General features: G+C 69.4%; 8 protein-coding genes. 5 read left to right on the forward strand and 3 right to left on the reverse strand.

Features of this window, described 5'->3' with window-relative positions; genetic code table 11:
- Positions 1–192 precede the first annotated feature (192 nt).
- The 3 genes from ABZW11_RS04250 (at position 193) to ABZW11_RS04260 (ending at position 4,802) form a co-directional block, all read left to right on the forward strand.
- Positions 193–2,334, forward strand: a complete 2,142-nt coding sequence (locus ABZW11_RS04250; RefSeq protein ID WP_355412482.1) for a transglycosylase domain-containing protein — start codon at positions 193–195, stop codon at positions 2,332–2,334.
- A gap of 226 nt (positions 2,335–2,560) precedes the next feature.
- Positions 2,561–3,532, forward strand: a complete 972-nt coding sequence (locus ABZW11_RS04255) for a LacI family DNA-binding transcriptional regulator (RefSeq protein WP_355412484.1) — start codon at positions 2,561–2,563, stop codon at positions 3,530–3,532.
- Positions 3,519–4,802 (forward strand): serine/threonine-protein kinase, encoded by a 1,284-nt coding sequence (locus ABZW11_RS04260; protein WP_355412486.1) that lies wholly within the window; start codon positions 3,519–3,521, stop codon positions 4,800–4,802. The genes ABZW11_RS04255 and ABZW11_RS04260 overlap by 14 nt, the downstream gene beginning before the upstream one ends.
- An 89-nt stretch (positions 4,803–4,891) precedes the next feature.
- Here the strand turns inward: ABZW11_RS04260 and ABZW11_RS04265 are convergent, their stop codons facing one another.
- The gene (locus ABZW11_RS04265) at positions 4,892–5,980 is read right to left on the reverse strand and encodes a cellulose binding domain-containing protein (RefSeq protein WP_355412488.1); all 1,089 of its coding nucleotides are present in this window, start codon (positions 5,978–5,980) and stop codon (positions 4,892–4,894) included.
- Positions 5,981–6,242: 262 nt separating this feature from the next.
- Here ABZW11_RS04265 and ABZW11_RS04270 point away from each other — a divergent pair, with 262 nt between their 5' ends.
- Both ABZW11_RS04270 and ABZW11_RS04275 read left to right on the forward strand, forming a co-directional pair.
- A complete protein-coding gene (locus ABZW11_RS04270; protein ID WP_355412490.1) occupies positions 6,243–7,304 on the forward strand; it encodes a lytic polysaccharide monooxygenase in 1,062 nt (353 codons plus the stop codon).
- Positions 7,301–7,831 carry a hypothetical protein gene (locus ABZW11_RS04275; protein WP_355412492.1) on the forward strand — a complete coding sequence of 177 codons (531 nt, stop codon included), beginning with the start codon at positions 7,301–7,303 and terminating at the stop codon, positions 7,829–7,831. The genes ABZW11_RS04270 and ABZW11_RS04275 overlap by 4 nt, the downstream gene beginning before the upstream one ends.
- A gap of 282 nt (positions 7,832–8,113) precedes the next feature.
- Here ABZW11_RS04275 and ABZW11_RS04280 read toward each other — a convergent pair whose 3' ends face one another.
- Positions 8,114–10,909 (reverse strand): glycoside hydrolase family 9 protein, encoded by a 2,796-nt coding sequence (locus ABZW11_RS04280; protein ID WP_355412494.1) that lies wholly within the window; start codon positions 10,907–10,909, stop codon positions 8,114–8,116.
- On the reverse strand, positions 10,906–13,797 hold the full coding sequence (locus tag ABZW11_RS04285) for a glycoside hydrolase family 48 protein (RefSeq protein WP_355412496.1): 2,892 nt from the start codon (positions 13,795–13,797) through the stop codon (positions 10,906–10,908). The genes ABZW11_RS04280 and ABZW11_RS04285 overlap by 4 nt, the downstream gene beginning before the upstream one ends.
- Positions 13,798–13,995 lie beyond the last annotated feature (198 nt).

Here is a 13,995-nt window from a genome sequence, read left to right on the forward strand (position 1 = left end):
ATCACTGGAACCGCAGCGGCCTCAAGCTGGGCAAACGTCGGTTATACCCATGACCCCGGCAAAAAACGCCGATGTGGGCCAACTTTCCGGCGTCATGAGGCGTCCAAGGTTTTACGCGGAGCATGTCATGCCCGGGTTTAGGATGCACCCTATTGCCACGAGGGGGAGGGGATTACCACCATGGGTTCCCGTTTGTCGAGTGTCGCGCGCCTGACGGCGGCCGCTGCGGCGGCCGGCGTGCTGGCCGCCGCGGTCGCGTTGCCCGCGGTCGGCGGCACCGGAGCGATATTCGTCTCGGCATCCGAGGACCTCGGGATCAAACCCGAAGAGCTCAAAGAGCCCCCGCTCGCGGAGAAGACCACCGTCGTCGACGCCAAGGGCAACCCGATCGCGCAGTTCTACGAGCAGTACCGCGAGTCGGTCACGCTCGACCAGGTCGCACCGATCATGAAGACGGCCATCATCTCCATCGAGGACTTCCGCTTCTACGAGCACGGCGCCATCGACATCGAGGGCACCATGCGCGCCCTGGCCAAGAACTTCGCCTCGGGCGGCATCGCGCAGGGCGGCTCCTCCATCACCCAGCAGTACGTCAAGCAGGTGCTGCTCAACTCGGCCACCACCGACAAGGAGCGCAACGCCGCACTGGAGGCCAGCTACGCGCGCAAGCTCAAGGAGCTGCGCTACGCGATGGCGGTGGAGGAGAAGTACACCAAGGACGAGATCCTGGAGAAGTACCTCAACATCGCCTACTTCGGCGCCCACGCCAACGGCGTCGAGGCCGCCGCCAAGCGCTTCTTCGGCGTCAAGGCGTCCCAGCTCAACCTCGTGCAGGCGGCGACCCTGGCCGGCGCCGTGCAGGACCCCAACGCGACCGACCCCAACCTCGGCAAGGCCCAGCGCAAGCGGCTGCTCAACCGGCGCAACGTGGTGCTCGACCGGATGGCCGAGCTGAAGAAGATCACGCCCGAGGAGGCCGAGGAGGCCAAGGCCAAGCCGCTCGGCTACAAGGGCACCCCGCTGCCCGGCGGCTGCGGCGCGAGCCCGTACCCGTACTTCTGCATGTACGTGCGCAACGAGGTGCTCAGCAACAAGGCGTTCGGCAAGACGGCCAAGGCGCGCTCGCAGTTCCTCAACCGGGGCGGCCTGACCATCCAGACCACGCTCGACCCGACGATGCAGCGGGCCGCCGAGCGGGCGATCAAGAAGTACGTCTTCGCCAAGGACAACCCGGTCGCCGCCGAAGCCCTGGTGCAGCCGGGCACCGGCGAGATCAAGGCGATGGCGGCCAGCCGCAAGTACGGCATGAACAAGCGCAAGAAGGAGATGTCGTACAACGTCGTGGCCGACGCGAAGCACGGCGGCGGCACCGGCTTCCAGGCAGGCTCCACGTTCAAGACGTTCACGCTGGTCACGGCCCTGAGGAAGGGCTGGAAGATCAACGACGGGTTCACCGTGGGCAGCGGCTACACCGCGCCGTACTACTCCTCGTTCAAGAACTGCAAGGGCGAGAGCATCGGCGACCCCAGCCACACCGTCACCAACGACGAGGGCGGCGGCGGCTTCAAGACGCTGGCCACCGGCACGTGGCAGTCGGTCAACACCTTCTTCGTGATGCTGGAGCAGAAGGTCGGCCTGTGCGAGACGGTCCAGACCGCCAAGTCGCTGGGCATCCACCGCTCCGACGGGCTGCCGCTGCTCGAGTTCGAGACGTTCACGCTGGGCACCAACGAGATGGACCCGGTGACGGTGGCCAACGCGTACGCCACGCTGGGCGCGCGCGGCAAGTTCTGCGAGCCGATGGCGATCACCAAGATCACCGACCGCAACGGCAAGGTGACCAATTACAAGCCGGACTGCAAGAAGGCGCTCGACCCCGAGGTCGCCGACGCGGCGGCGAACATCCTGTCGGGCGTCTTCACCAAGGGCACCATGCGCGGCGTGGGCGGCATCGGCCGGCCCGCCGCCGGCAAGACGGGCACCACGGACAACCAGGCCACCGCCTGGTTCGCCGGGTTCACCCCCGACCTCGCGGGCGCGGTCAGCATCGGCGACCCGCGCGGCGCGCAGGACCACAAGCTGAACGGCGTCACCATCGGCGGCAAGTACTACGGCAACGTCTTCGGCGCGACGATCCCCGGCCCGATCTGGAAGGACACCATGATGGCCGCGCTCAAGGGCGTGCCCGCCACCGAGTTCCACCCGGTCAACACGGCCCGCTTCGGCGGCTGCGGCTCGGGCTGCGCACCGGTGCGCCAGACGCAGCCGGACGACGCGACGAGCGACATCGAGGACGGCACCCTGGACGAGGCGGACATCGCGGACTTCGGTTGATCACAATGGCAGGGTTTCCTGATTGTCGGATACGACAAATCGGGCACGGAAATATCTCCGTGATCTCGTTCCTGCACAAAAACCTCTGACGGTTACCACCGCCTCTAGCTGAGCAAATTCGGAGTGCGTCCGCACAAGCGGACGCACTCCTAGCAAAGGCCCTATTAACAGCGGCGAAACATTGGTAACGTGGGAGCGCTCCCAGGATCTTTCCGCGAGGTGCTCCATGACCGAGCAGCCCACACTGGCACAGGTGGCGGCCGCTGCAGGGGTTTCCCCCGCGACCGCATCAAGAGTCCTCACGGGCTCGGTGCGGGTCAGTACCTCGACCCGCCGCCAAGTCTACGACGCCGTGTCCCGAATGGGATACGTCCGACAACGCGCACCCCGGGGAACGGCCGCCAAGACCATGGCCGACGGAGTCACGGCGGTGATCTGTGACCACCTGCCCCGGCTGTTCTCCGAACCCTACTATGCCCGGCTCCTGTCCGCCGCAGGCGCCGTGATCAGCGAGCACGGCACCCACCTCATGGTGACCACCGTCACCCCGACCTCGTCCACGCTGCCCGCGTTATCCGGCGCGGTGCTGATCATCGGCGCCAGAGAACGCCATCCCCTGGCGATCAAGTTATCCACCTCGGGCATCCCGGTCCGCAACATCGGCCGCCCGCCCCACGACCTCAAGCTCCCGTTCGCCGACGTCGACAACCTCGACGGAGGCCGCCAGGCGGCCGAGCACTTCCTGCTCTCCGGCCGCCGCAACGTCGCCGCCATCGGCGGCCCGCCCTCCTTACCCGGCGCCCGCGACCGGCTGGAAGGTCTCGTCAGGACCCTCCAGGCGGCTGGGGCTCCGGACGTCCCCGTCGCGTACGGGGACTTCACCGCCGCATCCGGCACCCACGCCATGCAATGGTTGTTACGCCACGCGCCCGGTCTCGACGCCGTGTTCGTGGCCAGCGACTTGATGGCGGCGGGCGCCATCCAGGCCCTGCGCAGAGCAGGGCGCAAGGTGCCCGCCGACGTCGCGGTGATCGGGTTCGACGACGCGCCGGTCGCCCGGCACACCGTCCCCGCCCTGACCACCATCCGCCAGCCCGTCGAGGAGCTCGCCACGGTCGCCACCCGGCTGCTCCTGACAGGGGCCTCGGGCGTCGACCCCGTACTCCCCACGGAACTGGTCGTCCGTGAGTCGGCTTAATCCAGGGGACGTCCTGGCCCGGCGGTACCTGTTGCTGGACCCGCTGGCCCGCGGGGGCATGTCGGTCATCTGGCGTGCCTTCGACCAGTCCCTGCACCGGATGATCGCGGTCAAGGTGCTCACGGCCTCGCTGCACACCGACCCGGGAGAGCGGGTCAGCGTACGCAGCGAGGCCAGGGCCGCGGCCCGCTTCATCCATCCCGACTCGATCGAGATCTACGACTACGGCGAGACCGTCACCACCAGCGGCGGCGTCGCCGCGTACGTGGTGATGCCGCTGCTCGACGGCACGCCGCTGGCCGAACGCATCGAGCAGGGCCCCCTGTCCTGGCAGGAGGCCGCCTCCATCGCGCTGCGGCTGGCGAGGGTGCTGATGGCCGGGCACGCCCGCGGCCTGGTGCACCGGGACGTCACCGCCGAGAACGTGCTGCTCACCACGAGCGGCCCCAAGCTGCTCGACTTCGGCATCGCGGCCTGGGCCGGCGACCCGGAGGACGACCGCGGCACTCCGCCCTACGTCGCTCCTGAGCGGCTGCTGGGCGCCCCCACCCATCCGGCGGTGGACGTCTACGCCTTCGGCGTGCTGCTGCACCTCATGCTGACCGGGCGGACGCCGTACCCGGAGACGACGTGGGAGGAGATCGAGGCGGCGCGCAGGACCGAGCCGCCGCCCCGCGTGCCCGGCGTGCCGAACGCCGTCGCCACGCTCTGTCAGCGCTGTCTGGCGCACCGGCCGGAGGACCGGCCGGCTGCGGCGGAGATCGTCTCCGCGCTGACCTCCGCCCTCGGCACCGCGACGCTGGGCCGTCACGTGCGGCGCGGGCTCACGGTGGCCGGGTCCGCGGCGCTCGCGCTGTCGGCGCTGCTGTGGTTCCAGCAGTCGGGGACGCCGCAGGAGACGATGCGCGACCCTGGGGTGGCACCGGTGGTGCCGGTGCCGCCGTCGCCGACCGCCCGGCTGATCGAGCGCTCCCCGGCCTCCGCGCGCACGGTCGAGCAGGCCGCCGCCGAGTTCACCACCACGCTGGAGGCCAGGACGCCGTGCGGCGCGACGGACGACGACGTGGTGCTCGACCTCAAGCAGGTGCTCGCCACCGTGGTCTCCCACGGCCAGGCGCCGGCGCACGGCCCGTCGGAGGAGGTCTCCAGGACGCGGGACCTGCGCCAGAAGCTCTCCGACCGGCTGCGCGAAGGCCGCCTGCGTCCGGCCTGCCTGAGCGAGCTGCAGGCCCGGCTGGACGACATCGAAGCCGCCCTCCGGCGCGACTGACCGAGGAGGTGATGAGGGGTACGGCAGCACCAGCCGTACCCCTCGTTCGCGCGGACTGGGCCCCTCGCAAAGCGAGCCCGCGCGAGCCTTTATGCGCAGGTGTATCCGCTGGGCACCTGCGTGTTCCCGTTGGGCCGCGACGCCTGGAAGCCGAAGGAGGTCGCGGCGCCCGGCGCGAGCCCGCCGTTGTGCGACAGGCTCCGCACCGTGACGGTGCCGCCGCTGACCGAGTAGTCGGCGTTCCACATGCCGGTGATCGTGTGGCCGGACGGCAGCGGGAAGGTGACCGTCCAGCCGTTCAGCGCCGAGGTGCCGCGGTTGGTCACGGTCACGGGCTGGACGACGTAGCCGTTGTTCCATGAGCCCTGGGTGGTGGCGGCGGCCGTGCAGCTGCCGTTGCCGCCACCGCCGCCCCCACCGCCACCGCCGGTGTTGGTGAAGGAGAAGGAGTTGACGCTCAGCCCCGCGCCGCCGATCCAGGGCTCGAAGCCGGCCTGGACGCTGGTCAGGTACCACGACCGCTGGCCGTAGCCGCGGTTGACCACGTCGGAGAAGAAGGTGTCGATGGTGAAGTCGAGCGAGGTGGCGGGCGAGGTGCGCACGTACGAGATGACGTTCCAGCCGGTGTTGCCGAACCAGACCTCCCAGGTCGAGCCGGCCAGGTTGACGGTGCCGACCCGCGAGCCGATGGGCTGGATCGAGCCCTGCCGGTTGAGCCAGATCATCAGCTCGGCGCCGGTGTTCTGGCCGTCGGTGCGCGGCGTGGGGTCGAACCACAGGTCGTAGGAGGCGTTGTAGGTGCCCGAGCCCGGGTACGACATGCTGACGCTGCTGCGCAGCGCGGCGAAGCCGGAGGAGTTCGCCCGCATGGGCAGGTTGCTGCCCGAGGTGCAGTTGCCGTAGTGGCAGCCGGCGTAGATGGCGGGGTAGCCGGCCGGTGCGCCGCTGGTGGAGTTGTTGTGCGCGGACTGGGTGACGGTGAAGCCGCCGCTCTGGTTGACGTCGATGCATTGGGCCGTGCTCGCGCCCCAGACGTTGTTCATGACGACGTAGCGGCCGTTCTGAATGCTCGTGGAGCCGTACTTCTCGCAGATCACCGGCGCGGCCTTCGCCGGTGAGGCGAACAGGCCGAGGCTGAGTAACGCCCCGATGATCAAGTAGATGTGCGCGTGCCTCATGGCGTGTAGCTCCCGCCTCTCTGACAGGGGAGTGTAGTGGGAGCGCTCCCACTACGTCAGCCTCCAGCCGCCGAGAAACTCCGGCAAGCATGTCGTACGTGCTTCATGGCCCCCAGGTACGACCACCAGCACAAACCATGACCAAGATCGGCTGAAAGTTTCACGGAAGATTGTCGAATCCCGAAAAAGCATGATTCAATGCGCAGGCCGGGCGGGCAGGTCGTGGGCAGGTTTCCTCTGTCGTCAGCGCAAGGGAATCTCCATGAAGTTGTTCAAGTCGGCGGCACTCACCGCCGTCCTCGTCCTCATCACCTCCGCGTTAATGGTGCCCACACAGGCACAGGCGCACGGCGTGTCGATGTTCCCCGGCAGCCGTACGTTCCTGTGCTGGCAGGACGCCCTGCGGGAGAACGGGCAGATCCAGCCTTACAACCCCGCGTGCGCCTCCGCCGTCAACCAGAGCGGCGCCACCCCCCTCTACAACTGGTTCGCGGTCCTGCGCTCCGACGGCGCCGGCCGGACCACCGGCTTCATCCCCGACGGCCAGATCTGCAGCGGCGGCACCGGCGGTCCCTACGACTTCTCGGCCTACAACGCGGCCCGCACCGACTGGCCCACCACCCACCTCACGTCGGGCGCCAACATCCAGATGCGGCACAGCAACTGGGCCGAGCACCCCGGCAAGTTCGACTACTACATCACCAAGAACGGCTGGAACCCCAGCTCGCCGCTGAAGTGGTCCGACCTGGAGCGCTTCGGCAGCGTCAGCAACCCGCCCAAGTCCGGCGGAGCGGGCGGCCTCAACTACTACTACTGGAACGCCCAGCTCCCGTCCGGTAAGAGCGGCCGGCACATCATCTTCACCCACTGGATCCGTTCCGACAGCAACGAGAACTTCTACAGCTGCTCCGACGTCGTCTTCGACGGCGGCAACGGCGAAGTGACCGGCGTCGGCCCCGGCGGCAGCTCGCCCGGCCCCGACCCCGACCCGGGCCCGACGGACCCGCCGCCGCCCGGCGCCTGCACCGCCACGTGGAAGGCCACCGACACCGGCTGGGCCGGCCACTTCCAGGGTGAGGTGACGGTCAAGAACAACGGCACCAGCGCCGTCAACGGCTGGACCGTCAAGTGGACCTACACCGGCGGGCAGAACTTCGACGGCTCACCGTGGAACGGCGTGCTGTCCGGCCAAGCTCCCAACGTGGCGGTCAAGAACGCCACGTACAACGGGCAGCTCGCGCCCGGCGCGTCCACCACGTTCGGGTTCAACGCCACCGGCTCGGTCCCGAACCCCGCACCGAGCCTGACCTGCACCAGCCCGTGATCAAAACGCGTCGCGGGCTCATCGCGGCGACCATCACCCTGGCCGGGGCCACCCTGGCCGGGGTGATGTTCTTCGCGGCCAGGCAGCCGTCCTCCACGCTGAACGACGAGCTCGCCGCGCAGGTGACCCTGATACTCGAGCAGGCCTCACCCGGCGAGCACCACGCCCACGGACACAGCTTCGACTCCGGCGTCGTGTGCGCCGTGGAGCCCTTCGGCACCGAACCTCCGAACGCCACCTCCCTGGTCGAGGTGCGCTGGGTCTACGCCCGTCACATGTGCGCCATCACCGGGGAGAGCCCCGAGTGGGCGTCGTCCGTGCGGGCCTCGGGGCCGATCGCCGTGAAGATCAGCATCCCGCCGCAGGTGCGGGTGCCCGAGCCGGGCGCCGGCTACCCCGACAGGGTCAAGCGGCTCATCCCCGAGCGTTACCACCAGGAGGCGTTCGAGGAATTCTCCGACGACGCCGCCATCGAGGCGGCCCGCGAACGCTTCGCCCTGGCCACTTCGGCGGCCGGGAAACCCTAGAGAGCAAAACGGCCGGGGCGGAAGCCCCGGCCGCGCCCCTTCGACGCACCCCCTGCAACGCAACCTCTGCAACGCACCCCCTTCGACGCGCCCCCTTCGACGCGCCCTGTGCACGAGAAAACGGACGCGGCCGAGTGGAGGTTCGGCCGCGTCCGTCCCATCCGGGCGGGGATGGTTTTCGGGCAGGGATTGAAGGGTTCGCCTCACCTCCTCATACGCACGTGCGGGCCGACGGGTTCAGTGGAACCGCCCCCGCCGCTGCTGCGGCGGGGGCGGGGTCTTTCATGCGGGCGTGCAGGTGAGCTCCGGCGTCGTGGACGTCCCGTTGGCGATGAAGCCGAACGTCGCCGACGCGCCGGGCGCGAGCGAGCCGTTCCACGCCTCGTTCCGCACCGTCACCGTGCCGCCTGACACGGTGTGCCGGCCGCCCCAGAGCTGCGTGATCGTGTTCTGCGAGCTCCAGGTGACCGTCCAGCCGCTGACGGCGGACGTGCCGGCGTTGGTGACCGTCACCTCCGCCTGGAAGGCGCCGCCCCACGAGCCGATCACCTTGTACGCCGCCGCGCACCCGCCCGACGACCCGCCGGACGTGGTGAACGAGGTGGCCTCGGAGGCCGGCGAGCTGTTGCCCGCCGCGTCCCGCGCCACCACGGTCACCGTGTACGCGGTGCCCGCGGTCAGCCCGGTGAGGTCGAACGACGTGGACGTGGCCGTGCCTGCCTTGGTGGACCCCAGGTAGACGTCATATCCGGCCACGCCCACGTCGTCCGTGGACGCCGTCCAGCTCACCCGGGCGCCGGTCGCGGTGATCCCGGACACCGCCGGCTTCCCCGGCCTGCTGGGCGGCGTCCCGTCGGTGGACTCCGTGGTGGTGAAGGCGGTCGCGTCGGACTCCGCCGAGGTGTTGCCCGCCGCGTCCCTGGCCACCACGTGGGCGGTGTAGTCCGTGGCGGGGGTGAGCCCGGTCAGGTTGAAGGACGTGGTGGTGGCCGTGCCTGCCTTGGTGGACCCCAGGTAGACGTCGTACCCGGCCACGCCCACGTCGTCGGTCGAGGCCGTCCAGGTCAGCCGGGCCGACGAGCCCGTGATCGCGGAGACCGCGGGCTTGCCCGGCTTGCTGGGCGGCGTCGTGTCCTCTTCCTCCTGACCCGGGGGCTCACCCCAGATCTTGGTGGCGCCGCTGTAGAGGGTGATGCGGTCCGTCCGCACCGGCGTGGTGCCGGGCGTGGTCGGGATGTTCTGGTACGACCAGTCGTTGGCCGGGGCCCACGTCCCCGAGCTGGCGATCCTGAACTGCACCTCCCTGCGGTGCTGCGACTGCCCGGCGGGCGCGACGGCCTGCCCCGAGCAGTCGATCTCCGCGTAGTACGTGCGGCCGCTCGCCTGGCGCAGCACCGGCGCCGCGCACTGCGTGTAGGCCGACGAGACGCTGATCTGCGAGGCGGTCGTGTCGCCGTCGAGCGTGAAGTAGTAGCGGAACTTCCCGTCCGACAGCACCCGCGCCGGCCAGGCCGACTGGTTGCGCACGATGGCCTTGATCTCGGTGAACGTCGAGCCGGAGGCGTTCACGCCGGCCTCGACGAAGATCTCGGGGCCGTCGGGGGTCTCCTCGGCGGGGAAGTTCGCCGCGGGCTCGCCGCCGTACTCCTTGTAGAGCCGGGCCACCGCGCTGGTGAAGCCGGCGTTGTAGTCGGTGGCGACCTCGTTCATCACGTAGTCGTCGCGCTTGTCGGTGTAGGCGTCGTTCGGGTCGGGCGGGCCGCCGACGAGGGCGCCGTACAGCGTGTGGCGGGTCTGCTCGGGGTTGGTGATCTGGTCGGTCCACGAGCCGTGCGCCGTACGGTGGTGCGGGTTCTTCGGCGGGTTGGCGCCGAAGCCGACCACGTACGAGGAGTTGCGCGGGTTGTCGCCGAGCGCGTAGTCGATCTGCCGTACCGCGAAGTCGTGGTAGCGGGCCTTGCGCGTGGCGTCGGTGATCGTGTCGCTGTGCACCAGCGCCGCGAACGCGGTGTTGGCCGCGTAGCGCAGCGAGCCCCACCGGTCGAGCACGGCCTGGCCGCCCGGCGAGTACGGCACCTTCTGCCCGTTCACCCCGACCGTCCAGTAGTCGAGCCACCGGTTGGCGTCGTCCAGATATTGCTGCTTGCCGGTCAGCTTGTGCAGCAGCACGTACGCGCCGTACGACTTGTCGTCCCAGGCGATCGTCCACTTGTACGACTTGGTGCTGGTCTGCGGCTCGGTGCCGAGGTTCGCGTAGCCGGCCTCGGCCTTGGCCAGGTAGGAGGCGTCGTTCGTGGCCCGGTAGAGCCAGATCGCGCCCCACACCAGCTCGTCGTTGTAGCCGCTCCAGGAGTTGTAGAAGCTGGAGGCGTCGGTGATGCACTCGGTGTACTTCTTCCTGACCGTGTCGGCGAAGGAGTACAGCTGCTTGGCGTGCGTCACCAGCGTGTCGGCGTAGGAGGGGTTCGTCGGGCGGAAGACGATCGAGGAGGCCGCCATCGCCGCCGCCGTCTCCCCCGCGAGGTCCGACCCGCCGCACGACGCGTCGATCTTGTACGCCGGCCGGTTCATCGCCATCGCCTCGGCCGGCCCCCACCAGGCGTGGTCGGTGCCGCCGTTGCCGACCTGCCCGTAGAGCACGTTCGCCGACGGGTGGGCCTTGATGAAGTAGTCGTTGACGAACTTGAGGTTGTTGAGCAGGTGGGTGAGCTGGCCGGAGGAGGCGTAGGCGTCGCGGTACTCGACCGCGCCCCAGGCCAGCATGGTGGCGGAGAAGGCCATCGGGAAGCCGAACTTGACGTGGTCGCCCGCGTCGTACCAGCCGCCCGTCAAGTCCACCCCGACGTCGTCGCCGTCGTTCATGCCCGAGTCGCCGCGCCAGGAGACGCGGTTCCAGCCGGGCAGCGCGCCCGACTGCTGGGCCTCGTAGAACCACAGCGACTTCTGCAGCGCCTCACCATAGGCGAAGGCGGGCGCCGCCTGCGCGGTCTGCGCGGCGTGTTGCCCGTGGGCCGCCGGCCCCGCCCCCAGAAGGGGCAGGACCAGCGACGCCGCAGCGATCAGTGCTGCCTTTCTCACGGGAAGAGCCGCCCGTACTCGGCGAGGGCGACGGCGACGTCCACCTGCGCCCAGAACCGGTGGTAGTTGAAGACGGGGGCGGGGCCGCTGCCGTCGAGGTACGCCTCGACCTTCGGCCAGTCCGGGTCGTCCTCGTAGAACGACCTGATCGACAGGAACGTGGAGTTCGAGTTGATCGGGTCGCCGTTCGGCATCGTGCCGCTCCAGCCCGGCGGGACGTAGACGGGGTCGTCCACGCGCCGGTAGTCGGCCTTCGTCTCCGGCACCGAGACGCCCTTGTCGTCACGGTTCTCCCAGACGCCGTCGAGCAGCGCCTTGGCCGTGTCGCGCGCCTCGGCGTGGTTGGCCTTGGCCGCGTAGTACATGAGCACCTTGGCGTACGCGCCGACCACGCCGACGTCCTGCGTGTAGTCCTTGACCGTCACGTGCAGGCCGGGGTTGGCCGGCGGCATGCCGGTCGTGGCGTTGAAGTTGCCGGCCGGCTGGCCGGACCACTCCAGCGTGGAGGGCACCTCGTAGGTGCCGTCGGCGTTGACGGTGGTGTGGTCGAGCGCCCACGCCACCCACTTGTCGAGCAGCGCCTTGGCGGCGGTGTTGCCGGTGGCGTAGTAGAGCTGCGCCACGCGGTCCATCGTCCACGCCTGGAAGCCGAACCACTGGTTCGACGGCGGGTCGTGGTAGACGGGCTGCCAGTCGTAGGCCATGCCGTGGAACTTCGGCAGGTTCGACGGCGGCGTGCCGTAGCCGCCCTCCCAGCTGTTGGTCGCGCCACCCGCGATCGCGCCCTCGGCCGACTGCAGCCAGGTGTAGAACTGCAGCTGCCGGGTGAGGCTGGTGCTCCAGTCGGTGGCGCCGGTGGCGCTCTTCGGCTTGAGCTCGTTGACGTTCGACAGCGCCCAGGCCGCGAACGGGTTCTGGTAGCCAGCGTGGTTGTGGCTGGAGCCGATGCGCCACGCCCAACCGGCGTTGGCGTCGGTCGCGCCGCCCCACGCGTAGTACCAGCTCAGCAGGTAGTTGGAGGAGTTCTTGCCGGTGCCGGCCGGGCACGAGGGGCTCGTGCAGCCCGGCTGCTTGAAGTACTTGTCGTACATCGCGTACCGCAGGTAGTCGCCCATCTTGGCGGCCTTGGCCACGGTGGCGGAGATGTCGCCGGCCTTGTTCTGCTCCTTGGCCCAGGTCAGCGCCCAGTAGGCGGCCTGCACGGCGCGGGCGTCCGCGTCGGGGGCGTTGGTGTACTTCCACTGCTTGGCGTACGAGGCGTCCTTGGTGAACAGGTCCAGGAAGCCGTTCGGGCCGCCGTGCTCGAAGGTGTCGCAGGACGGCTGCGGGATCGTCTCGAAGACCGACTCCTCGGCGCCGCGCTGGTAGGTGTTGATGTAGGCGGGCTTGGTGGTGCCGTCGCCGCAGCGGCCGAAGCCGTAGGTGTTGTCGACGTCCAGCAGCCAGTGCATGCCGTAGATGTCGCGGGTGCCGTACGCGCTCTGCAGCTCGTTCGCGATCGGGTCGGTGCCGACGCTGACGCCGGTCTCCAGCTGGGTCGGGTACTGGCTGATGTCGTTGTGCTCCGACGCGTACGTGGCCGGCTTCGACGGGTCGTAGAAGGAGTTCGTCGGCTGGTCGGCCGTGGACGGGATGATGTACCTCTCCATCGACGCCCACGCGGTGTTGAACTTGGACCAGTCGCCGGTCACCCGCCCGTAGGCCGCCTCCAGCCACAGGTAGTAGCTGTAGGCCTCGGACGTCGTCTCGTGCCCGTGGTCCGGCGCCTCGACCATGAACGTCTCGACCGAGTGGTACGGCACGCCCTCGGGTGAGAAGTAGCCGTTGGCCGGGTCGTGGATCTCGTTGTAGAGCTCCACGAAGCGCTGCACGTACTCGTTGTCGCCGCCGACGTCGTCGTCCGCCTCGTTGGCGGTCACGTCGACGGCGGTGTAGCCGGTGGCGCTGACCCGGAAGACGGCCGAGCCGGCGGTCGTGTCGTCGTCGTCGGCCGCGCTGATCGTGAAGTTCTGCGCGGTGTTCCAGTTCGACGTGGTGAACGTCCTGGACGACGGCGAGACCGTGAGGTCGGCGTCACCGCTGGCGCGGGCGACGGAGACGGTCACGCTCGACGAGGGCGCCTGCGACAGCCGCACGCCGAAGGTCGCCTCGCCCGTCTCGGGCACGGACACCGTCGTCGGGCTGACGACCAGCGCCGGGCCGCTGTTGGGCGAGACCGTGATGCCGACCGGCGACGAGGTGGTCACCTGGCCGGAGTTGTCGGTGGCGCGGGCGGTGATGGAGTAGCTGCCGGCCGCCACGTTCGCCCAGCTGTAGTTGTAGGGCGAGGAGGTGTCGGTGCCGAGCAGGGTGGAGCCCTGGTAGAAGTCGACCTTGGTGACCGTGCCGTCGGAGTCGGAGGCGGTCGCCGCGATCGGCACGGTGGCCGGGGCGGTGAACGTCTGGCCCGCGGTTGGCGAGGTCAGCGCGACGCTGGGCGCACTGCCCGTGCCGCCACAGGTCACGCCGTTCACGCTGAACGTCTCCGGGCTCGGGTTGCTGCCCGTCCAGGTGCCGTTGAAGCCGATGTTGGTGCTGGCGCCGGTGGCCAGGCTGCCGTTCCACGGCATGTTGGTGGCCGTGACTCGGGTGCCCGACTGGCTCCAGTTCGCACCCCAGCCGCTCGGCGTGTAGCGCTGGCCGGTGGTCGGGAAGTCGAAGGCCAGCGTCCACGACGTGATGGGGTCGCCGGTGTTCTTCACCGTGATGTTCGCGGTGAAACCGCCCTGGCCCTGGCCGCTGGTCCATTGGTTGGCGGCGTACGTCACGTCGCACGCCACGGCCGCCTGGGCGGGGGCCGCCGTGATGGCCGAGGTCAGCCCGGCCGCGAGGACCAGGGAGGTGGCCACGGCGAGCCGCCTCGATAAGCGGGTCAAGAGGATCGGAGGTCTGTGCTTCACGGGGTCTCCATGGGAGTAGGGATGTGGGAGCGCTCCCAAACGGGATTGTGGGTGACCTCGCTCGTATGTCAACGGAATGGCGTCGCGGTAACCCCCGCGTTTCCTCTCACCAGGCTGCCCGGGATGAAAGTTTCATCCACGTTCCGG

Origin of the sequence: Nonomuraea sp. NPDC004580, assembly GCF_040609855.1 — a bacterium.
GTDB classification, from domain to species: domain Bacteria; phylum Actinomycetota; class Actinomycetes; order Streptosporangiales; family Streptosporangiaceae; genus Nonomuraea; species Nonomuraea salmonea.

What these genes read in the sequence shown, in the direction of transcription:
- ABZW11_RS04255 (WP_355412484.1), top strand. Translation starts at nt 2,561, where the DNA reads ATGACCGAGCAGCCCACACTGGCACAGGTGGCGGCCGCTGCAGGGGTT.
- ABZW11_RS04265 (WP_355412488.1), bottom strand. Translation starts at nt 5,980, where the DNA reads ATGAGGCACGCGCACATCTACTTGATCATCGGGGCGTTACTCAGCCTC.
- ABZW11_RS04270 (WP_355412490.1), top strand. Translation starts at nt 6,243, where the DNA reads ATGAAGTTGTTCAAGTCGGCGGCACTCACCGCCGTCCTCGTCCTCATC.